Origin of the sequence: Gottfriedia luciferensis, assembly GCF_002156865.1 — a bacterium.
Lineage (GTDB): Bacteria > Bacillota > Bacilli > Bacillales > Bacillaceae_G > Gottfriedia > Gottfriedia luciferensis.
This window is the reverse complement of the sequence record NZ_NCTA01000001.1, coordinates 320978-341300: the sequence shown is the minus strand read 5'-3', so window position 1 is coordinate 341300 and position 20323 is coordinate 320978. Positions and strand designations below refer to the sequence as shown.

At 32.0% G+C, this 20323-nt stretch carries 24 protein-coding genes and 1 other annotated feature; of the genes, 16 read left to right on the top strand and 8 right to left on the bottom strand.

Going from position 1 to position 20323, the window contains the following annotated elements; translation table 11 throughout:
- The first annotated feature begins 2 nt into the window (after positions 1–2).
- Both B7R67_RS01690 and B7R67_RS01685 read left to right on the top strand, forming a co-directional pair.
- Positions 3–656 carry a TetR/AcrR family transcriptional regulator gene (locus B7R67_RS01690; protein WP_088066961.1) on the top strand — a complete coding sequence of 218 codons (654 nt, stop codon included), beginning with the start codon at positions 3–5 and terminating at the stop codon, positions 654–656.
- Positions 657–807: 151 nt separating this feature from the next.
- Positions 808–1041 carry a YrhC family protein gene (locus tag B7R67_RS01685; protein WP_158094999.1) on the top strand — a complete coding sequence of 78 codons (234 nt, stop codon included), beginning with the start codon at positions 808–810 and terminating at the stop codon, positions 1039–1041.
- A gap of 73 nt (positions 1042–1114) precedes the next feature.
- Here the strand turns inward: B7R67_RS01685 and sigK are convergent, their stop codons facing one another.
- Complete coding sequence (sigK, locus tag B7R67_RS01680) at positions 1115–1834, bottom strand: RNA polymerase sporulation sigma factor SigK (protein ID WP_088066957.1); 720 nt, start codon at positions 1832–1834, stop codon at positions 1115–1117.
- Positions 1835–2094: 260 nt separating this feature from the next.
- Positions 2095–2317 (top strand) — a binding site (T-box leader).
- Positions 2318–2494: 177 nt separating this feature from the next.
- Here sigK and B7R67_RS01675 point away from each other — a divergent pair.
- The 3 genes from B7R67_RS01675 to B7R67_RS01665 all read left to right on the top strand — a co-directional run bounded on the left by B7R67_RS01675 (position 2495) and on the right by B7R67_RS01665 (position 6439).
- Complete coding sequence (locus tag B7R67_RS01675; RefSeq protein WP_088066955.1) at positions 2495–3574, top strand: bifunctional 3-deoxy-7-phosphoheptulonate synthase/chorismate mutase; 1080 nt, start codon at positions 2495–2497, stop codon at positions 3572–3574.
- Positions 3575–3599: 25 nt separating this feature from the next.
- Positions 3600–4700, top strand: coding sequence for a prephenate dehydrogenase (locus tag B7R67_RS01670; RefSeq protein WP_088066953.1), 1101 nt, complete (start codon positions 3600–3602; stop codon positions 4698–4700).
- 506 nt (positions 4701–5206) lie between these two features.
- Positions 5207–6439 (top strand): aminopeptidase, encoded by a 1233-nt coding sequence (locus B7R67_RS01665; RefSeq protein WP_088066951.1) that lies wholly within the window; start codon positions 5207–5209, stop codon positions 6437–6439.
- A gap of 94 nt (positions 6440–6533) precedes the next feature.
- Here B7R67_RS01665 and B7R67_RS01660 read toward each other — a convergent pair whose 3' ends face one another.
- Positions 6534–7064 (bottom strand): GNAT family N-acetyltransferase, encoded by a 531-nt coding sequence (locus B7R67_RS01660; RefSeq protein ID WP_088066949.1) that lies wholly within the window; start codon positions 7062–7064, stop codon positions 6534–6536.
- A gap of 192 nt (positions 7065–7256) precedes the next feature.
- On the opposite strand from B7R67_RS01660, the gene B7R67_RS01655 reads away from it, so the two are divergent.
- Positions 7257–7709, top strand: a complete 453-nt coding sequence (locus B7R67_RS01655) for an SRPBCC family protein (RefSeq protein WP_088066948.1) — start codon at positions 7257–7259, stop codon at positions 7707–7709.
- A 75-nt stretch (positions 7710–7784) separates the two neighbouring features.
- Here the strand turns inward: B7R67_RS01655 and crcB (B7R67_RS01650) are convergent, their stop codons facing one another.
- The 4 genes from crcB (B7R67_RS01650) to B7R67_RS01635 all read right to left on the bottom strand — a co-directional run bounded on the left by crcB (B7R67_RS01650) (position 7785) and on the right by B7R67_RS01635 (position 10309).
- Complete coding sequence (crcB, locus tag B7R67_RS01650; protein ID WP_088066946.1) at positions 7785–8141, bottom strand: fluoride efflux transporter CrcB; 357 nt, start codon at positions 8139–8141, stop codon at positions 7785–7787.
- Positions 8138–8527, bottom strand: coding sequence for a fluoride efflux transporter CrcB (gene crcB / locus B7R67_RS01645; protein ID WP_088066944.1), 390 nt, complete (start codon positions 8525–8527; stop codon positions 8138–8140). Before crcB (B7R67_RS01645) ends, crcB (B7R67_RS01650) begins: the two co-directional genes overlap by 4 nt.
- Before the next feature lie 103 nt (positions 8528–8630).
- Positions 8631–9392, bottom strand: coding sequence for a CPBP family intramembrane glutamic endopeptidase (locus tag B7R67_RS01640; protein WP_088066942.1), 762 nt, complete (start codon positions 9390–9392; stop codon positions 8631–8633).
- 296 nt (positions 9393–9688) lie between these two features.
- The gene (locus B7R67_RS01635; RefSeq protein ID WP_088066940.1) at positions 9689–10309 is read right to left on the bottom strand and encodes a GTP pyrophosphokinase; all 621 of its coding nucleotides are present in this window, start codon (positions 10307–10309) and stop codon (positions 9689–9691) included.
- Between the two features lie 223 nt (positions 10310–10532).
- Between B7R67_RS01635 and B7R67_RS01630 the strand changes: the two genes are divergently transcribed.
- Positions 10533–11312 carry a phosphatidylserine decarboxylase gene (locus tag B7R67_RS01630; protein ID WP_088066938.1) on the top strand — a complete coding sequence of 260 codons (780 nt, stop codon included), beginning with the start codon at positions 10533–10535 and terminating at the stop codon, positions 11310–11312.
- A gap of 139 nt (positions 11313–11451) precedes the next feature.
- On the opposite strand, the gene sda is transcribed toward B7R67_RS01630, so the two are convergent.
- A complete protein-coding gene (sda, locus tag B7R67_RS01625; protein ID WP_088066936.1) occupies positions 11452–11592 on the bottom strand; it encodes a sporulation histidine kinase inhibitor Sda in 141 nt (46 codons plus the stop codon).
- A gap of 257 nt (positions 11593–11849) precedes the next feature.
- Here sda and B7R67_RS01620 point away from each other — a divergent pair, with 257 nt between their 5' ends.
- Genes B7R67_RS01620 through B7R67_RS01590 form a run of 7 tightly spaced genes read left to right on the top strand, consistent with a single transcriptional unit; the run spans position 11850 to position 16341 of the window.
- Entirely contained in the window at positions 11850–12371 is a 522-nt protein-coding gene (locus B7R67_RS01620) for a YqeG family HAD IIIA-type phosphatase (RefSeq protein WP_088066934.1), read from the top strand.
- Complete coding sequence (yqeH, locus tag B7R67_RS01615) at positions 12368–13477, top strand: ribosome biogenesis GTPase YqeH (RefSeq protein WP_088066932.1); 1110 nt, start codon at positions 12368–12370, stop codon at positions 13475–13477. The genes B7R67_RS01620 and yqeH overlap by 4 nt, the downstream gene beginning before the upstream one ends.
- 29 nt (positions 13478–13506) lie before the next feature.
- A complete protein-coding gene (aroE, locus tag B7R67_RS01610) occupies positions 13507–14343 on the top strand; it encodes a shikimate dehydrogenase (RefSeq protein ID WP_088066930.1) in 837 nt (278 codons plus the stop codon).
- Positions 14337–14627 (top strand): ribosome assembly RNA-binding protein YhbY, encoded by a 291-nt coding sequence (yhbY, locus tag B7R67_RS01605; protein WP_088066928.1) that lies wholly within the window; start codon positions 14337–14339, stop codon positions 14625–14627. Before aroE ends, yhbY begins: the two co-directional genes overlap by 7 nt.
- A gap of 37 nt (positions 14628–14664) precedes the next feature.
- Positions 14665–15240 (top strand): bis(5'-nucleosyl)-tetraphosphatase (symmetrical) YqeK, encoded by a 576-nt coding sequence (gene yqeK / locus B7R67_RS01600; RefSeq protein WP_088066926.1) that lies wholly within the window; start codon positions 14665–14667, stop codon positions 15238–15240.
- 4 nt (positions 15241–15244) lie between these two features.
- The gene (gene rsfS / locus B7R67_RS01595) at positions 15245–15601 is read left to right on the top strand and encodes a ribosome silencing factor (protein ID WP_088066925.1); all 357 of its coding nucleotides are present in this window, start codon (positions 15245–15247) and stop codon (positions 15599–15601) included.
- A complete protein-coding gene (locus B7R67_RS01590) occupies positions 15598–16341 on the top strand; it encodes a class I SAM-dependent DNA methyltransferase (RefSeq protein ID WP_088066923.1) in 744 nt (247 codons plus the stop codon). The genes rsfS and B7R67_RS01590 overlap by 4 nt, the downstream gene beginning before the upstream one ends.
- 118 nt (positions 16342–16459) lie before the next feature.
- Here the strand turns inward: B7R67_RS01590 and comER are convergent, their stop codons facing one another.
- On the bottom strand, positions 16460–17275 hold the full coding sequence (gene comER, locus B7R67_RS01585) for a late competence protein ComER (protein WP_088066921.1): 816 nt from the start codon (positions 17273–17275) through the stop codon (positions 16460–16462).
- An 89-nt stretch (positions 17276–17364) separates the two neighbouring features.
- Here comER and B7R67_RS01580 point away from each other — a divergent pair, with 89 nt between their 5' ends.
- Both B7R67_RS01580 and B7R67_RS01575 read left to right on the top strand, forming a co-directional pair.
- Entirely contained in the window at positions 17365–17967 is a 603-nt protein-coding gene (locus tag B7R67_RS01580) for a helix-hairpin-helix domain-containing protein (RefSeq protein WP_088066919.1), read from the top strand.
- A gap of 6 nt (positions 17968–17973) precedes the next feature.
- Positions 17974–20295, top strand: a complete 2322-nt coding sequence (locus B7R67_RS01575; RefSeq protein WP_088066917.1) for a DNA internalization-related competence protein ComEC/Rec2 — start codon at positions 17974–17976, stop codon at positions 20293–20295.
- Positions 20296–20323 lie beyond the last annotated feature (28 nt).

Below are 20323 nucleotides of genomic sequence, written 5' to 3'. Positions count from 1 at the left end.
GAGTGTTACCAATTAATTTAGAAGAGTTTTTTTCAGAAGAAAAATTACAGGAAATGAATGAAAAAGAAATAAAAATTTTAGAAGCAGCGATTGAAATTTTTGCAGAAAAAGGATTTTTTAGTACATCAACTAATGAAATTGCAAAAAAAGCGAATGTCGCTGAAGGTACTATTTTTCGTTACTTTAAAACAAAAAAAGATTTATTAAAAAGCATTATTAAGCCAACTTTAGTAAAAACAATTGCACCGTTTGAAATGGATCGTTTTTCAAAAGCTGTATTTCATTTAGAACACGAAACATTTGAGGATTTTCTATATGCTCTTATTAAAAATCGCATGGACTTCGCAAAGAAGAATAAAGAAGTTGTTAAAATAATCATACAAGAAATACCATTCCAAGAAGAGATGCAAGAAGAACTAAAAAGACTTTTCAAAGATAAAATGTACCCTAAAGTTGCTACTGTTTTACAATCGTTTATAGATAAAGGACAAATAAAAGAACTCCCAATTCCAACAGTGCTGAGACTTATTATTTCAACAGTAATTGGTCTAGTGATATCTTCAGTTGTTTTAGAAAATACACCATTTTGGAACGAAGATCAGGAAACTAAACGAACGATCGAATATATAAAGGCAGGACTAGAATCTGGGGAATAAGTACTAGGCTAAGAGCAGGAAATAAAATCCTGCTTTTTTTGTTTTTCTTGCTCTTCCTAATCTCTGCATTTCCTGCCTTAAATTACCTTCACTTTTCATGAATAAAGTATGTTAAAGTTATTAGGACATCATGAGAGGAAGGTGCGATAATTTGAATTTAAAAAAGCTGCAAGCGAAAGTAAATGATTATAAAACATTTGGAGCAATAACAACTGCATTAGCTACTTTTTTCTATATCGGGACTCTCCTTCCTAAGGACGGTTTGACCCAAAATAAAATTTTGACTGTAGAAAGTATTGTTTTTGGTATGCTAATTGTGTCACTAGGGTTTTTTCTGACATCTAATTATTTTAAACATAAACTTCAAAACGAAGAACAAGCATAAAACCACTGGATATTGAATTTCCTCCAATTGTTAGATTCAACTAACAATTGGAGATTAAATTCAAGTTCAGTGGTTATTTTTTATCTTTTTTCTTATCTTTTTCAGCTCTTAAAAATTCGTGATACATTTTCATTAAAGCTCTTTTTTCGATTCTTGAAACATAGCTTCTTGAGATTCCTAATTTCTTAGCAATTTCTCGTTGCGTTAGCTCTTTATCCATATCAATTCCAAATCGTTGAATGATAACATCTTTTTCACGATCGTCTAGAATTTTGATATATTGTTTTATTTTTTCTAACTCCATATTAAGTTGAATTTGATCAACTACGTCTTCAGTTTCTGTTTTTAAGATATCCAAAAGTGAAATTTCATTCCCTTCTTTGTCCTGCCCAATGGGATCATGAAGGGAGACATCTTTTTTTGTTTTCTTTAAAGCTCGTAAATGCATTAGTATTTCATTTTCAATACATCTTGCGGCATAAGTGGCTAATTTCGTTCCTTTCCCTTGAACGAAGCTTTCAATTGCTTTAATTAATCCAATTGTACCAATTGAAATTAAATCTTCTGCATCTTCACCGGTATTTTCAAATTTTTTAACAATATGAGCAACGAGACGCAAGTTGTGCTCAATTAATAAGTTTCGTGCTTCTCCATCTCCATTTGCCATTCGATTTAAATAGAGCGTTTCTTCAGCTTGTGAAAGAGGTTGAGGGAATGCATTATTTTTAACGTACGAAACAAACACAAACACTTCTTTTAAGAAAAGACTTAAAGCGGTAAATAAACCAGGCATATAATCACTCCTAAGGAAGGTAAGGTAAGTTGTTATTTATATGTTTATGTTCCAAACAATTTCTGTGTGTCTGTACCATAAAAAAAATGTAGGTTGTGTAAAAAAAATGTTGAAAATAGTAAGCGCTACCAATCTAATGATGATGTATCTTTTTTAAAATCATCACATATTCTAGAAAAAAAATGCATTGACAGCCTATTTAAAGGTGCTTTATAATCCTCATTAATAACTTTTTTAATGAATCTTTTGACAATTTAATATCGATTGCGATGAAAAGGGCACAGTAGGCATACCTTCCCTGTTTTAGAGAGCTGACGGACGCTGCGAGTCAGTACATAAGCTATGCTGAATTACATTCTTGGAGCAATTTCTATTTTGTTAATGAAAATAGAAACGGTTAAAATTTGGCCGTTATCGAAATGAAGGTGGTGAACATTTTTTGTTCACAACTAGGGTGGTACCGCGAAATATTTCGTCCCTACTGTTTATTCAGTAGGGATTTTTTGTATTTAAAAAGTAATTGTCTTAGACCTCTGAATTTGCTAAAAAGCTCTTTCAGCCACGAGTTTTCTTTCGTTCATTTTTTACATACTTACTTCTAAATTCTAGATGTGGTATTGGCAATATTGTAAGTAAAACAAAATTAGGGAGGAAAAAGAAATGAGTACAAATGAATTAGTGCAATTACGTGACAAGGTTGATGAGATTAATTTAAAGATTGTTGAGCTGTTAAATGAGCGTGGGAAAGTAGTACAAGAAATTGGTAAACAAAAAATTAAACATGGTATTAAGCGTTTCGATCCAGTTCGTGAACGTGAAGTTTTAGATATGATTGCTAACGTGAATGAAGGACCTTTTGAAACATCAACTTTACAACATATTTTTAAGACAATTTTCCAAGCAAGCTTAGAGTTACAAGAAGATGACCACAGAAAGGCACTTTTAGTTTCTAGAAAGAAAAAGCCTGAAAATACAATTGTTCGAGTGAAAAATGATTTGCTTGGAGATGGTTCTCAGTCATTTATTATGGGACCATGTGCCGTTGAAAGCTACGAGCAAGTTCGAGCTGTAGCACAAGTAATGAAACAACAAGGTTTAACAATGATGCGCGGTGGTGCATTTAAACCTAGAACATCACCATACGATTTCCAAGGTCTTGGATACGAAGGGCTTCAAATTTTAAGAGATGTTGCTGATGAATTTGATTTAGCAGTAATTAGTGAAATACTAAATCCAAATGATGTTGAAAGATCTTTAGAATATGTAGATGTTATTCAAATCGGAGCACGTAATATGCAAAATTTTGATTTACTTAAGACAGTAGGTCAAGTAAACAAACCAGTATTATTAAAACGTGGTCTTTCAGCAACAATCGAAGAATTTATTAATGCCGCAGAATACATTATTTCTCAAGGGAACGACCAAATTATTTTATGTGAAAGAGGAATTCGTACTTATGAGAAAGCAACACGTAACACATTAGATATCTCTGCTGTACCGATTCTGAAGAAAGAAACGCATTTACCAGTTGTTGTAGATGTTACACACTCAACAGGACGTAAAGATCTATTACTTCCAGCAGCAAAAGCAGCCTTAGCAATTGGAGCAGATGCAGTAATGGCTGAAGTACATCCAGATCCTGCTGTTGCATTATCTGATTCAGCTCAACAAATGAATATACCTCAATTCGAAGAGTTCATGTTTGAGTTAAAAGATTTCCGTGCAAAACTTCAATCATAAAAATGAGAGATAGGCGGTGAATGCCTTGAAAAAGAATGTCCTCTTAATTGGCACGGGTTTAATTGGAGGCTCAATTGCATTAGCAATAAAAAAAGTTCATGATGTAAATATTATTGGATATGATATAAACGAATCACAGCTTGAAATTGGAAAAAGGATTCAAGTTTTAGATGAAATCTCGGTACAGCTTAAAGACTGTGCCGAGAAGGCTCATCTAATCATTTTATCTTGTCCTGTAGAAGAGTCTATAAAATATCTACATATGTTAAGTGAGTTTAACTTACTAGATGATGTCGTAATAACAGATGTTGGTAGCACGAAAAGTGAAATTATGAAACACTCAAGGATTCTTTCTAGTAAAGGATACTGCTTCATTGGAGGTCATCCAATGGCGGGATCCCATAAAACTGGAATTGAGAGTGCGAAAGTCCATTTATTTGAAAATGCCTATTATATTTTGACACCAAGTGAAAACACAAAAGATTTTCAAATTGACGAATTGAAAAATTGGCTTAGCGGAACTGGTTCTCATTTCGTTGTAATTGATGAAGCTACCCATGATCAAATTACAGGCGTTGTCAGTCACTTTCCTCATTTAATAGCTGCAAGTTTAGTAAAACAAGTTAAGTCTTATTCAAAAGACGAACCGTTAGCGACAGCTCTAGCAGCGGGAGGATTCAGGGATATTACTAGGATTGCATCAAGTAGTCCGAAAATGTGGACAGACATTGTAATGCAAAATAAAGATACTTTGCTATCATTAATTGCAAATTGGATTGATGATATGAAAGAAATGTATGATCTTGTTGAGAAGCAGGATAATGAAGAAATTTATCATTATTTTAAGGAATCAAAAGATTTTCGAGATAATATGCCAACGAAAGCGAAAGGCGCTATTCCAAGTTATTTCGATTTATATGTCGATGTACTAGACCAAGTTGGTGAGCTTGCTAATATCACAACAATCTTATCAATTCATCATGTCAGTATTACGAATTTAAGAATTATTGAATCACGTGAAGGCTTACCAGGTGTACTTCGAATCAGTCTTCAAACAGAAAAAGATCGTGAGAAAGCAGAGAAGTTTTTAAATGTAAATGGTTATGAGACGTATATTGTTTCTTAACAAATACAAGAGAAATTGTTCAACACTCAAATTATGACCAAATATCTTAAAGGAAATTGGTGATGTTAATTTCCACTACAGGATGCTCGCTTTCCATGGGGCGAAACCTGAGCCTCCCGGCAAGCCTGCGGGGTCTCAGCCTTTCCGCATTTCCCATAGGAGTCGAGCATCCTTTCGTTCCAATCAACTTATTCTTCAAAAAAAGTATTCATTAAAAAACAATTGAAATTTCTTTTACTTAGAACAAATTATTATTCAGATTGAAAGACAAATTCATAAAAACATCGTCTTTTAAGATTTGAATTCATTTTTAAGATTATTTTTCAACAGAAAAAGCACTTCGAAAGTGCTTTTTTTACTTTGAACTACCCCAATCACTATAATAGATAAAATTGAATTTCTAATAAAAATGAATAGTCAGTCTTTTATATGTACCAATTTTCTGAACTTTATATTATAATTTAATAGGTTAGTGTTTTTAAATCGTTAATAATGGAGGGATTTCAATGTCTCAGTTTGAACAATTATTAGAAAAATATGCTGAACTTGCTGTAAAAAGTGGAGTTAATATCGTACCAGGTCAAACATTACAGATAAATGCCCCAATCGGAGCTGCAGAGTTCGTTCGTAAAGTTGTAAAATACGCATATGAAGCTGGAGCGAAAAATGTAAACATCGATTGGAACGATGATGTTATTACTCGTACTAAATATGAACTAGCTCCTGATGAAGTTTTTGGAGAATTTCCAGCTTGGAGAGTAACAGCTATGGAAGAATTAGCTGAAAATGGTGGTGCTGTACTTTCAGTTATCTCACCAAACCCTGAATTATTAAAAGGAATCGATCCAAAGAGAATTGCTACTTTCAATAAGACTGCAAATTCAGCATTACATAAGTATCGTGAATACATGATGGCTGATCGAATTCGTTGGTCAATCGTTGCGATTCCATGTAAAGAGTGGGCTGAAAAAGTATTTCCAAATGAACCAATCGATAAAGCAATGGACTTACTTTGGGATTCAGTATTTAAAATTTGCCGAGTTGATAATGAAAATCCAGTTGAAGCTTGGGTTAACCATAATGATTTCTTGCAGGAAAAAGTTGTTCAATTAAATGATAAACGTTACAAAACATTGCACTACACTGCACCTGGTACTGATCTAATGCTTGATTTAGTAGATAATCACGTATGGAAAGGTGGCGGAGCAAATAGTGAGGACGGAAAATGGTTCAATCCAAATATTCCGACTGAAGAAGTTTTCTCTATGCCTAATAGCCATGGTGTAAATGGTACTGTTAAAGCTACTTTACCATTAAATTATGGTGGGAATTTAATCGAGAATTTCTCTTTAACATTTAAAGATGGTAAAGTTGTCGATTTCACAGCTGAAAAAGGTTATGATACGTTACAACATTTATTAGATACTGATGAAGGAGCTCGCCGTTTAGGTGAAGTTGCATTAGTACCACATGATTCACCAATCTCAAATACAGGATTAATTTTCTTCAACACTTTATATGATGAAAATGCTTCTTGTCACTTAGCGTTAGGTAAAGCATATCCAAACAATATGAAAGACGGAGAAAAACTTCCAGCAGATGAGCAAGCTAAATTAGGTATTAACCAAAGCTTAACTCATGTTGATTTCATGATTGGATCATCAAAATTAAACATTGATGGTATTAAAGAAGATGGTACAGTTGAACCAATTATGCGAAATGGTAACTGGGCATTTTAATAGAAGTTAAAAAGTAATAGTAGGGGATGTCTCGAAAGTCATTTAGACAAAGAGACAGCCCTTTTTTTATTTGGATGGAGGAATAAAGAGGTAATTAACTCCTGCTTCTTAAAACAGTTATAAATTCATCTAAAATTGTATGACTAACAGCAAAACCTTTCTGTTTATAAAAATTAAGCGCATCTTCATTTCCATTCGAAACAAAAATAAAATAATCTTCAACGTCTTCAAACTGTTTCAGCCATTTCATAGACAGATTAAAGAGCTTAGACCCAACTCCATATTTTCTATATCCATCTCTTATATAAAATTGTGATAGACACCCTACATACTTCTTATGGACTGAGGAAAGATCAAAAAAGGTAGCAAAATCATTCGAATAAGCTTCTTTAGGAGATATATTTGAATACACATATCCCACAATTTTATCTTCATCTCTTACGACAAAAATATAATTATGTAGTGCATTTTTTATTGAGGGAATCATTCTAGTATCAAAATTCATACTATCAAATAATTCGGGTTTAATATGTGCTTTTGATTTTTGAAACGTCATTAACTCATTGCATAAATCTCTACACATTTCAATTTGATCTTCGTCAATCACTTCATACGTTAAATTCATCGTTCTACTCCTCACATTTTATGTTGAATCTTTTTAAAGTACAGAGCCAATTAATACTGTTCGTTTTAATTTTAATCTATATTTTCATGAAAAAAAATGATGTGATAGAATCTTTTGCTTTTGGTATATAATGGGAATGGCAACAAGAATCAATTTCATCTTATCGATCTACAAATGGAGGGTGAGAATAAAATGGAAGATTTGAAGTATGAGATTTATATCTCAGCAAAGCCAGAAGAAGTGTGGAATATATTTGTGTCTCCAGAAAGCACTAAAGCAATTTTTTTTGGATGTATTTTGGATTCATCGTTTGAAGTAGGAGCTCCATATCAATACATTGGACCTGGTGAAGATGGAGATCAAACTGTTCATGTTTATGGCGAAATTTTAGCTTTTGAGCCGCATAAAATGATGAGTTACACTGAACATCCTGGTCCAGTATATCGAGAAAATCATGTTGAACTAGAAACAAGAATAACAATGACACTTGAAACAGTTGGAGAATGTACAAAGATAACTCTTGTGAATGATCAATGGCCAGAAAATCATCCATCATATGAAAATACAAAATCAACTTGGCCGATGATTTTAAGTAATGTTAAGACATACGCAGAAACAGGTAAAACTTTAGATTTTGGGTGGTAATAAAGAGAAAACTAAACACCTCTGATTGAATCAGAGGTGTTTAGTTTTCTGTGTTGCCATATGCCATACTTCAGTTTATCTGAAAATATGGAAACCGATATATGCACCACCGATACTTATTAAAGTAGATAAAACGATATAGGTTAAGGCAGTTTTATATTTTTTTGAGAGTAATAGTTGAAACACTTCATAACCAAATGTAGAGAAGGTCGTAAAACCACCTAATATTCCTACTCCAATAAACAACCATATTGTAGTAGAAATGACTTTCTCAAGATATAAAAAGCTTGTTAATCCTAGAATAAACGAACCAATTGTGTTGATAAAAAAATGTCCAAAAGGAAAAAGTGTAGTGTTTTTTTTATTAATATAAGTACCTAGTGCGTAGCGTGAAATTGCTCCAATGCCTCCGCCGATTCCAATAATAATCATGAAGATGTTTCTCCTTTTACTTTATTGATCTTCTCGGCAGCCTTATACCCAAGATATGCCAAGCTAATCCCAATTATTAAACTTGATAGAATATATAGGAAGCTCAGTAACAATTTCTTTTCATCAATCAAAACTACATTTTCGAGTGCAAAGGTTGAGAATGTAGTGAAAGCACCGGTAAAACCTGTTCCAATTAATAACGTGTACTCTGGTTTTAAACGAACCTTAGCTAAAGGTAAAAAGAAACCTAAAAAGAAGCATCCAAAAATATTAATCAATAATGTCTGAATTGGAAATCCGTTGGAAAGTGGATGGATTGATTGGCCGATTATGTAACGGAGTATTGCACCGAAAAATCCTCCTACTAATAAATAGAAATAATTCATATTTCACCTCAATATTATTATATCCAATATAAAAACGCTCTTTAGGGAGCGTTTATTTGTTTAAATAAAGATGCCTTAATTATGTTATTAACTGAAATGCCTCTTACTTTACAAAATAAAAAGCGAGAATTGAAACTAAATTATTTAAAAAATGTGCAAGTATTGTTACTTCGATTTTTTTTGTCCTTATATAAATAATACCAAAAATTAAACCTGCTAAAGAATATGAAAGCAATGCATAAATAGAAAAACCAGCGATCATATGCAATAAACCAAATCCAAATGAGCTAACAATTAATCCGAGTATTGGAGAATTTTTGAAAATAGAACCAATAATTAATTTTCTTGTAATCCACTCTTCTTTAATTGGAGCAAGTATAACAGCAGAAATAATCATAATAATTGGATTCGTACGTAACAAGTCTTCAACTACTTTTTGATTATCAGGAGTTGCAATTGAATAGTGAAAGTGTTTAAAAACGATATCTAGAAGTTGAGAAGAAGCAATAAGAACTGCATATCCAGCTAATATGATCACAATATCAAAAACATTTATGTTGATCCTTCTTAATGTTAATAACCCTTTTTTCTTCGTATAATAAAATAGCCACCATAAACTGAGGACACCAAATAGAGGATCAGCATAAACCGATACTGTATTTAAAAGTTGATTAAATTGGTGTTCACTTATATTAATATCAGCTATTGTTACAAAAACCATTCCCCAAATAGCAGCGATCAAGAGCAATAAGTTCAAACCGACAATAAATATTAAAAAATAGTAGCCAAGTGTTTTTAAAGCGGACTTTCTTTCATTCGGAATATTTTCTGGAATGAGAGTATTATAGTTTAGTTCATTTTCCATTCGGCTCCTCCAATTTTTCCTATTTCTTAAACTAGTCCATTTCTGTTTACTTTTATACTAACATATCCTATTTTATCTTAAAATTAAAGTTGAAAGAACCAGAATTGTTAAAGACTGAAAAAATAAAAATATTTTAAGTGGTAGAAATATCTAGATAGTATATAAGCAGAATAGATGGTGATTTTAGTTTTTTAGATATTGATTTAAAAAATGAAATGCATGTCCACTTGTTAGATCAACTAGCAAAAGGAAACGCATTTCATTTATAAACTTACATTTTTTCTCTTACTTCATTACTATTGTTCTAGTTCTAGAACTTTGTCTCTAATCATTTCCATTTTATAGTCTAAAGAATTGACTGTGGCAGATGCTTCGTTTAAGCTATCTAGTATTTCTTTAGGAACTTTTTTATCGTATTTATAAAAAATCTTATGCTCAAGGCTTGCCCAAAAATCCATTGCAACAGTTCTAATTTGAATTTCAACTTTTACTTTTTTTGTTTCAGAAGCAAGGAAAATAGGAATTTCAATTATCATATGAAAACTTTTATATCCATTTGGTTTAGGATTTTTAATATAATCTTTTACTTCTATTATATGAATATCATCTTGCTGTTTTAATAGTTCAAAGATCATATAAATATCACTAATAAATGAACAGCTAATTCGGACACCAGCTATATCATTAATATAGTTTTCAATATTTTGTTGCGTTAATTCTAAACCTTTACGCTCTAGCTTTTCCATAATACTATCAGGTTTTTTTAGACGTGATTTCACATGTTCTATCGGATTATGATTATGAGTTAATGTAAATTCTTCATTTAATATTTTAATTTTAGTATTGATTTCATCTAACGCAAATTTATAGATTAAAAGTGTGTTAGTCCATTCACCTAAGCTTTGTTCCTTCAACATAGGCAACCTCCTAATGTATATTACATCAGTATTCTAACAGTTAAATGTGAATTCAGTGTGAAGTTTAGGACAGTTTTTAGGTTAAAGGTTAAGTTCAGGACCAAAGATCTGTTTTGTAATCAATAATAAGAGCCTAAAAAGATAGGAACAGAATAAGGGTTTTGTTTGTTATGGAATAATATGTTATAAATTTATATATATATTTTTAGTTAGGAGTACATAGATGAAACAGAGTTTTTATCGTTTATTTATTGAGTTAACAAATAATCGTTTAACTTCAGGGTTCTTGCGTAGGTTTTCGACTTCGCGATTGAGTAAAGTATTAATTAAACCTTATATTAAAGCGTTTAATTTGAATATGGAAGAGAGTGAAAATACTTCGTTTCCTACTTTACATGCATTGTTTACACGAGAATTAAAGAAAAATGCAAGACCAATTGATGCTGGTGAAAGTGAAATAGCTTGTCCAGTGGATGGTGTATTAGAGTCATGTGGGAAAATTGAAAAGGATATTAAATTTGTTGTAAAAGGTAAAACGTATAGCATCATCGAAATGTTAGGTTCAAAGGAAATGGCAGATAAATATGATGAGGGTTATTATATGGTTTTATATTTAAGTCCAAGCCATTATCATCGTATTCATAGTCCTATTGAAGGAGAAATTATTTCACAATTTGAGCTAGGTGCGAAATCTTATCCGGTCAATAAAGCAGGTTTAACTTATGGAAAGGATCCACTTTCCAAAAATTTTCGTATCATTTCAGAAGTATTAAATACTGAAAATAATAAGCATATTGCGATGATTAAAGTTGGAGCGATGTTTGTAAATACAATAGTAGTTACTGCCAAACAGAAACTGATAAAAAAAGGCGAAGAAGTAGGATATTTTTCATTCGGTTCTACAGTTGTTTTACTTTTTGAAGCAAATAGCTTTACTCCTGATGAGAAACTTCAATCAGGACAACCAATCAGAGTCGGTCAAAAACTTGGCAAATTACACTAAAAAAGAATTAAAGTTTGCACTTTTTTCACGAAATGGGAGCCATCGTCTAGTAAGATGGTTCTTTTTCTGTTATTGTAAAGAGTGCTTGTATTTTAATTTCACTTGTATTATTTGCTAAGATTGAAAATAATAAAAATGATTAAGATGTTTTTTTTATATAATAATCTAATCCTCTTCGTTTAATTTCTTTTTCTATCAAATAAATGAAGGCCGGATCAAGCTGCAAACCAAGTGCTTTTTTATAGGACTCAAGTAACAAATCATCATTTAATTTGTACATAATATTGCCCGGTTGGGCATTCACCTCCGAGTGAGAAAAGTTTTGAATTTCTTCGTAAACTTAATGTATCAAATTTTTTTATATAGAACAATCGTTCGTTTATCCACAGAAAACAGTGGATAAGTTGTGAGTAATTTGTTTATATTTTCTGAAAACGCAGAGTCAGGGCAAAAGGATAATGTGAATAGGTTTATCCACAACTATCATAATTGTAGTTATTTGTCGAACGATTTTAAGAATATAATTGAGGTGTAATCATGTTTAATAAATTTTTACCGAGTGAAACTGTTAATAATGTTTATGCAATTACCCCTGAGCATTTAAAAGGCTTAGGTATTAAAGGAATCATTACTGATTTAGATAATACATTAGTTGAATGGGATCGCCCATTAGCTACTCCTGAATTAACAAAATGGTTCAAAGATATGGATGACGCGGGAATTAAAATTACAGTTGTCTCGAATAACAACGCTGAACGTGTTGGAAAGTTTTGTGATCCTTTAGGGATTCCTTTTATCCATCGAGCGCGTAAACCACTTGCTATTTCGTATAAAAAAGCATATAAACAAATGAATTTAAAACCAAATGAAGTTGTAATGATAGGCGATCAATTACTTACTGATGTTTTTGGTGGAAATCGTCAAGGGATCCATACGATATTAGTTGTTCCAGTTGCAAGTACTGACGGCATTTGGACTAGATTTAATCGAATGGTAGAGCGTAGAATACTTTCATCATTAAGGAAACAAGGATTGCTACAATGGGAGGATAAAAAGTGAGTAATACTGAAATAAGATGTATTGGTTGTGGAGTTGAAATTCAAACAGAGGATAAAGAAAAGCTTGGATATGCACCTCCATCTTCATTAGAAAAAGAAGAGATTATTTGCCAACGTTGTTTCCGTTTAAAAAACTATAATGAGATTCAAGATGTTGAGCTAACTGATTCTGACTTTATCCGAATTTTAAATGGGATTGGAAGCAAGGACTGTCTTGTTATTAAAGTAGTTGATGTTTTTGACTTTTCTGGTAGTTGGTTAAATGGATTAAACCGATTTGTTGGAAAGAATAAAATTTTATTAGTTGGAAATAAAGCAGATTTAATTCCAAAGTCAGTTAAGAAAAATAAGCTTACGCAATGGATGAGTGGAACTGCAAAGCGTTGGGGACTACATCCGGCAGGTGTTCATTTAATCAGTGCTGTAAAAGGTACTGGAATAGATGAGTTAGCAGAGAGTATTGAGAAGCTGCGCGAAGGAAAGGATGTATATGTAGTAGGTTGTACAAATGTTGGGAAATCAACATTTATAAATGCAATGATTAAACGCTACAGTGAAGAAAAAAATAATATTATTACAACATCACATTTCCCAGGTACAACTCTTGATTTAATTCAAATCCCACTTGATGATACAAGTGATCTGATTGATACACCAGGAATTATTAATCATCATCAAATGGCGCATTTTGTTGATAAAAAAGGATTAAAAATAATTACACCGAAAAAAGAAATAAAACCTATGGTTTATCAATTAAATGAAGGACAAACATTGTTCTTTGGTGGTTTAGCTCGTTTTGACTACTTAGAAGGTGGAAGACGTTCGTTTACATGTCATTTTTCAAATGATTTATTAATTCATCGTACAAAACAAGAAAACGCGGACGAGCTTTATGCAAGACAAGCTGGTGAAATTTTAGTGCCACCTTATGGGGAACAAATTCAAGAGTTACCAAAATTAGTTAAGCACGAATTTATGATCAAAGATGCAAAAACTGATATTGTTTATTCTGGATTAGGATGGATTACTGTTAATGAACCTGGGGCAAAAATTGTTGCATATGTACCAAAAGGGGTAGCAATAACACTTCGTAATTCGATTATATAAAGAATAAGACTAATTTGGGGGCGGGAGAGATGGAAGACCAATACTATGTAATCGGTCAACCGATTGGTCATTCGATGTCACCAACGATGCATAACGAATGGTTTCTTAAAAATAATATTTCGGGTCACTATTCTGCAAAAGAAGTTGGGGTATCAGAATTAGAATCGGTTATGACAGAATTTCGTTCATCTGTAAAAGGATTTAATGTTACAGCGCCATTGAAAGTAGAAATAATGCAGTATTTAGATGAAATTGATCCTTTAGCAAAAGCAATTGGAGCAGTAAATACAGTCATTAATAAAAATGGTCTACTTTATGGTAAAAATACTGATGGAATTGGATATTGTAGAGGCTTATCATTCGTTTTGAAAAAACCGATTGAACAAGAAAAGATTTTAATCATTGGTGCTGGTGGAGCTGCAAGAGCAATTTTATATAGCCTACTGCATTTAGGGGTTAAACAGATTACTGTTACAAACCGAACATTGGAAAAAGCTCATGAACTAGTAGATGGAAAATTCATGAATGAAGTTAACATTATGTCTATTTCGGATGCCGAAGAAAAATTAGGTCAATTTTCGCTTATTATTCAAACTACATCGGTTGGAATGAAACCAAATGAAAATAGTATTCCGTTGTCACTTGCAAATTTATCATCAAATACGGTTGTGTCGGATCTGATTTATAGTCCATTTAAAACAGCATTCTTAAAAGATGCTGAACAAAGAAATGCAATTATCCAAAATGGATTGCCAATGTTTATCTATCAAGGGGCATTAGCATTTCAAGAATGGACTGGAATTTTTCCAAATACAATTGATGCATATACATTATTAGAAAGAAAACTTGGAGGAACAAAATGTTAACAGGTAAACAAAAAAGATTTTTACGTTCGAAAGCTCATCACTTGAATCCTATTTTTCAGGTAGGTAAAGGTGGAGTTAATGAAAATATGATTAAGCAAATTTCAGAAGCGCTTGAGGTACGAGAGCTTTTAAAAGTAAGTATACTTCAAAACTGCGATGATGATCGTTACGATGTAGCAGATCAACTAGTTGAAGGTACAGAAGCTGAATTAGTACAAGTTATTGGACATACAATCGTTTTATATAAAGAATCAACAGAAAATAAAACAATCGTACTACCTTAATATGTAAAAAACCGTTAATTAGAGGAGAAGCGGGTTAATGGACAAACAACAAGCACTTTCAATTGTAAAAGAAAAACTAACGAATCAACGTTTTACACATACTATTGGTGTAATGGAAACTGCAGTTAGACTTGCTCATAAGTATGGTGCGGACGTTAAAAAAGCAGAGATCGCTGCAATTTTCCATGATGTCGCTAAATGCATGCCGATTAAAGAACTTAAAGCAATTATGGAAGAAAATGAGCTTTCATTAAAGCTTTTAAAGTATAACAAAGAACTTTGGCATGCTCCTGTTGGTGCATTTCTTACAGAACATGAATATGGAATTGACGATAAAGAAATTTTACAAGCAATCACATATCATACTAGTGGTCATAAAGAAATGAATTTATTAGATAAAATAATTTATGTAGCTGATTATATTGAACCAAATCGCAGTTTTCCAGGTGTAGAGGAAGCTCGTGAATTAGCTAACAAAAATTTGGATAAAGCATTATTATATGCTTTGAAAAATACAATTAATTTTCTAATTGAAAAAGAACAAACAGTCTACCCATTAACGGTTAAAACATATAACTCAATTTTAAAACAAGTTAAAAACCAGGGGGAATAAATTAATGAATGAAAAAGATTTAATGATGCTAGCTGTTAAAGCTGCTGATGATAAAAAAGCGGAAGATTTAGTTGTGCTAGATATGAAAGGAATCTCTGCAATTGCAGATTATTTCATTATTTGCCATGGTAATTCAGATAAGCAAGTACAAGCAATTGCTAGAGAGGTTAAAGACCAAGCACATCAAGTTGGAAAAGATGTAAAACGATTAGAAGGTTTTGACGAAGCTCGTTGGGTTTTAGTTGATATCGGAGATGTTGTTGTGCATATTTTCCATCGTGACGAAAGAAGTTATTACAACTTAGAAAAACTTTGGGGTGACGCACCTTCTCTTGATGTATACGGAGAGCTGCTTTCATGACATACAATCGCTTCGCGTATTTGTATGATCAATTAATGAATGATGTCCCATATGATAATTGGGTTCATTTTTTAAAAACTGTGTTTGAAAAATATGAACTGAATCAGCCAACTATTTTAGATATAGGTTGTGGTACAGGGACTTTGCCAATTTTATTAGCAAAGATGAACTATTCTGTTAGCGGAGTCGACTTATCAGAGGAAATGCTTAGTGTTGCTATGGCAAAAGCTGAGCATGAAAAAGTTCAGATCCCATTTTATCAACAAAATATGATGGAATTAGAAGGATTTACTGATTTAGATTGCGTAACGATTTTCTGTGACTCGCTAAATTATTTAGAAACAGAAGATCAAGTTGAGCAAACGTTTAAAAAAGTTCATGAAAGTCTAAAAGATAATGGCTTATTTTTATTTGATGTACACTCTCCATATAAAATTGAAGAAATTTTTGGTGAAGAGACCTTCTTTATTGATGATGAAGAGTTAAGCTTAGTCTGGTCATGTACTCAAGGAGAGGAACCTCTTAGTGTCGAGCATGATTTAGTTTTCTTCATGAAAGAGGAAAATAGTGATTTATATGAACGATTTGAAGAGTATCATAATCAAAGAACTTTTCCAGTGGATATCTATAAAACGTTATTAAATCAAGCCGGATTTGAAGTAAAGGAAATCATAGGCGACTTTGATGAAGCTTTAGAAGACAATTCTGAGCGTATCTTTTTTACAGCAATGAAAAAATAAAAACCCCTTTAAAGAAAATTCCTTTTCTTAAGGGGTTTTTTACTTTATTAACCAGTCAAAATTTAATTTAGTGTTTTTGATGGAAAATTCAATAAGAGCTATAATTCAATCAAGAGGACTAAAATTGTTCTTTTACACGCTCAATCTCTTTATCAAATTTATCGTGAGTTTTTTCAAAGATTTCTTCGAATAAATCACCTACTCGTGCTTCAAGAACTTTAATTCCTTCTCCTGTAATTCCACCTTTTACACATACCTTTTCTTGCAAAGTTTCAAGTGTGAAATGTTTTTGTTCAATTAATTTTCCAAATCCAATAATCATTTCTTCAGCTAAAATGGTAGCTTGTTCTTTTGAAATTGTTGTTTGACAAACAGCAGCATCAATAAATTTTTGGAGTAAGTAACTAAAAAATGCAGGGCCACAACTTGCGATATCAGATGAGACTCTTGTGATATCATCCGTGATCATCACTGGCTTTGATATGTTTGAAAAAAGTTCTATTATTTGTTCCTTATTTTTTGCTGTACACCTTTTTCCGAAATTAACTAATGTAACGCCGCTCAATGCTTGATTAGTAATGCTTGGAATAACACGTGCTACTTGGCATGGTAAGATTGCTTCTATTTGTTCTACATTAATTGGGCTAGTGATCGAAATAACACAGTGTTTTTTTGTAAAGTGTGATTGTAATGATGAGAGTAATGGCTGAATTTCTAACGGTTTTACACACACAATTACAATTTCCGAAGCTTTAATAACATCTATTGCTGTCTCTGCAACATTTAATTCAGGATATATATTTTTTAGCTCAAAAGCTTTATAAATTGAACGGTTAGTAACTGTTAATTCGGAGGGTTTCACGGCATTTGACTTTATAAACCCATTAAGCAAAATGGTGCCCATATTTCCTGTACCTATGATGCCTACGTTCATGAGTACATCCCATCCTTTGCATACATTCTCTCCTACACTATATGAAGTAAGGGAGAAAATAATGATATAAGTTCATAGGAGGATAAGTAATGAAAAAATTATTACAAAATAAACTTGCTTGGTTAGCATTATTAATCGTTATTTTAATAGTATTCAATTTTTATCAAACTAAACGAAAAAATGAAGTTGTTTTAGCTAATCCAACAGAAACGAAATTAGTCGAGGAAAAGAAAGAAACCGTTACTCAACCTAACTCGAAAGATTTTATGGTTGACGTAAAAGGAGCAATTAAAAATCCAGGAGTTTTTCATTGTAAAACAGGGGATCGAGTATTTGATGCAATTAGGCTAGCAGGTGGTTTTCATAAAGAAGCTGATATTAATAAAGTTAATTTAGCAGAAAAATTATCTGATGAAATGGTAATTTATGTACCAAGAGTTGGCGAAGAAATCTCCAATATTTCATTAAATCCGAATCATACGAATAGTAACAAAGACGATGCAATTGACATTAATCATGCCACGCAAGAAGAATTAGAGAAAATACCAGGAATCGGTCCATCAAAGGCAAAGAATATATTGGATTATATTGAAAAGAACGGGCCTTTTACATCAGTCGACCAATTAGAATCAGTTAATGGAATTGGTAAGAAGTCTGTTGAACATATGACTCCATACATAATTATTCGATAAAAATGTATGAACATTTTATTAGGCTATATCGCAATTGTACAAATAGTAACAGTTATCTTTTTTAAAGAGTTTAATTTCTTCTTTTTATTCGTATTACTCATACTTCTAATTTATTTAGTATTTAAGAAGAAATGGATTCATCTAATTACATGCTTGATTATGATTTTCATGATGGCGAGTCTATGTTTTTATCAGAATAAAGTACTAAAAACGCCAAAAGAAAAACCTTCTTATAACTTACGTGGTGAAATTTTAACTTCTCCGATCATAGATGGAAATAAAATTTCATTTAGTATTAAACATCAAAAGCAAAAAATCTTACTAAATAGTTTTGCAAATTCCAAAAATCAATTACAAATCTTCCAAAACCGACAAATAGGTGATATTTGTGAAATGAAAGGTGAAATTTCAAAGCCGAAACCAAATTCAAACCCTTATTTATTTAATTATCGAAACTATATGTTAAATCAAGGAATTCAATGGATTTTTACCTCAGAACCAAATAGTTTAATGAATTGTAATAAAGGGAAGAGAACAATTTTTCAATCCTTAATGTATAGTAGACAAGCTTTAACGAAGTATGTAGAATCCAATTTTAATGCTAAAACACAAGGATATATTAACGCTCTATTATTTGGAGAAAGATCAAAGATGGATGCAAAGACTGAATCACAATATCAAATAGTCGGCATCGTTCACTTACTTGCAATTAGTGGTTCTCACATTAGTATATTGAGTTTGATCATCTATTACTTATTAATTCGAGGTGGGGTTACTAAGGAAACAAGTTTACTTATTACGATTATTTGCATTGTATGCTATGGAATTATAGCAGGCGCATCAGCTTCAGTTGTTAGAGCTGTTATTATTGGGGTTTTAGTCTGTTTATTTAAATTAGCGAAGAAGAAAGTAGACATTACTTCACTGCTTTTTCTGTCTAGTATTATTATGCTATTAGCCAAACCAAGCTATATTGAGGATATTGGCTTTCAATTTTCATTTCTTACAAGTTTTGTACTTGTACTAACGTCAACACGAATTTTACAATATCAATCATGGTATGCAAAAGCTACCTTTTCTTCAAGTATTACTCAGTTGGTCTCAATCCCTATTTTACTCTTCAATTTTCATGAATTGTCCCCTTACAGTATAGTATTAAACCTACTTTTTATTCCATTTATCAGTTTTGTCATTATGCCGCTATGCATGATATGTTTTAGTCTAAGTTTTATACTACCGAGTATAAGTGACTTTTTTACGCGACTTTTAACATTATTGATTAGCCTATCAGATGAAATTTTAAATCGATGCATGCATCTTCCTTTTATCAAGATTATTTTTATGCATACATCAAGAGAAATCTTATTTCTTTATGTCGTAAATATTTTTTTAATCCTATATTTTATGGAAAGTGAAAAGGAAAAGAAATATTTGGTTATGAGCTTGATTGGATTTTTTATACTTTCAACCGGGCATATTCTGTATCCTTCTATTAATCCAGTCGGAAAAGTAATGTTTATAGATGTAGGTCAGGGCGATTGTATTCTCATTAAATTGCCGTTTAATAAGGGGAACTATGTCATTGATACGGGTGGTAAAGTAAGTAGAGGCGAAGAGAAATGGATGAAGCGTAAAAAACCTTTTTCAACAGGCAATGATATTTTACTACCAATTTTAAAAGGCGAAGGAATACGTAAAATAGATAAATTAATCTTTACCCATGGTGATTTTGATCATATTGGAGGAGGAAAAGAGGTTTTAGAATCATTTAAAGTAAAAGAATTACTAATCGGTAACAAGAAGGCGTATTCACGAACAGAACAAGAACGGATTAATATTGCGCTCAATAAGAAGATCAAAATCAAAAAAATAAATGAAGGGATAAGTTGGAAAGTAGGAAAAAGTTCTTTTGAAGTTATTTCTCCGATTAAGGGCTATATAGGTGAAGAAAACCATGGTTCAATCGTATTAAGGGCAAAGATTGGTGGCAAGAAGTGGTTGTTTACAGGAGATTTAGATGAAAGCGGTGAATTGCAACTTATTTCTAAATACCAAAATTTAAAAGCAGATATTTTAAAAATAGGTCATCATGGTAGCGATACATCAACTTCAGAAAAGTTTATTCAATCCGTTTCACCTGTAATTGGTATCATTTCAGTAGGAGAAGATAATCGATATGGCCACCCAAAACAAGAAGTGTTAAATCGCTTGGAAAAATACAATGTAAATAGTTTGCGTACAGATCAGTACGGTGCAATTACATACGAATTTAAAGGTAGACAAGGTACCTTTTATTCGTTCAGAGCATACCGTAAATCAAAAGACTAAATCAAAAAGAAAATAAAAAAGACTGCCT

Coding starts and splice junctions, on each gene's coding strand:
- B7R67_RS01675 (WP_088066955.1), top strand. CDS start 2,495: ATGAGTACAAATGAATTAGTGCAATTACGTGACAAGGTTGATGAGATT.
- B7R67_RS01575 (WP_088066917.1), top strand. CDS start 17,974: ATGAACATTTTATTAGGCTATATCGCAATTGTACAAATAGTAACAGTT.
- rsfS (WP_088066925.1), top strand. CDS start 15,245: ATGAATGAAAAAGATTTAATGATGCTAGCTGTTAAAGCTGCTGATGAT.
- sda (WP_088066936.1), bottom strand. CDS start 11,592: ATGTACAAATTAAATGATGATTTGTTACTTGAGTCCTATAAAAAAGCA.
- yqeK (WP_088066926.1), top strand. CDS start 14,665: ATGGACAAACAACAAGCACTTTCAATTGTAAAAGAAAAACTAACGAAT.
- sigK (WP_088066957.1), bottom strand. CDS start 1,834: ATGCCTGGTTTATTTACCGCTTTAAGTCTTTTCTTAAAAGAAGTGTTT.
- B7R67_RS01620 (WP_088066934.1), top strand. CDS start 11,850: ATGTTTAATAAATTTTTACCGAGTGAAACTGTTAATAATGTTTATGCA.
- B7R67_RS01660 (WP_088066949.1), bottom strand. CDS start 7,064: ATGAATTTAACGTATGAAGTGATTGACGAAGATCAAATTGAAATGTGT.
- B7R67_RS01590 (WP_088066923.1), top strand. CDS start 15,598: ATGACATACAATCGCTTCGCGTATTTGTATGATCAATTAATGAATGAT.
- crcB (WP_088066944.1), bottom strand. CDS start 8,527: ATGAATTATTTCTATTTATTAGTAGGAGGATTTTTCGGTGCAATACTC.
- aroE (WP_088066930.1), top strand. CDS start 13,507: ATGGAAGACCAATACTATGTAATCGGTCAACCGATTGGTCATTCGATG.
- B7R67_RS01665 (WP_088066951.1), top strand. CDS start 5,207: ATGTCTCAGTTTGAACAATTATTAGAAAAATATGCTGAACTTGCTGTA.
- B7R67_RS01630 (WP_088066938.1), top strand. CDS start 10,533: ATGAAACAGAGTTTTTATCGTTTATTTATTGAGTTAACAAATAATCGT.
- B7R67_RS01580 (WP_088066919.1), top strand. CDS start 17,365: ATGAAAAAATTATTACAAAATAAACTTGCTTGGTTAGCATTATTAATC.
- yhbY (WP_088066928.1), top strand. CDS start 14,337: ATGTTAACAGGTAAACAAAAAAGATTTTTACGTTCGAAAGCTCATCAC.
- B7R67_RS01635 (WP_088066940.1), bottom strand. CDS start 10,309: ATGTTGAAGGAACAAAGCTTAGGTGAATGGACTAACACACTTTTAATC.
- comER (WP_088066921.1), bottom strand. CDS start 17,275: ATGAACGTAGGCATCATAGGTACAGGAAATATGGGCACCATTTTGCTT.
- B7R67_RS01640 (WP_088066942.1), bottom strand. CDS start 9,392: ATGGAAAATGAACTAAACTATAATACTCTCATTCCAGAAAATATTCCG.
- crcB (WP_088066946.1), bottom strand. CDS start 8,141: ATGATTATTATTGGAATCGGCGGAGGCATTGGAGCAATTTCACGCTAC.
- B7R67_RS01655 (WP_088066948.1), top strand. CDS start 7,257: ATGGAAGATTTGAAGTATGAGATTTATATCTCAGCAAAGCCAGAAGAA.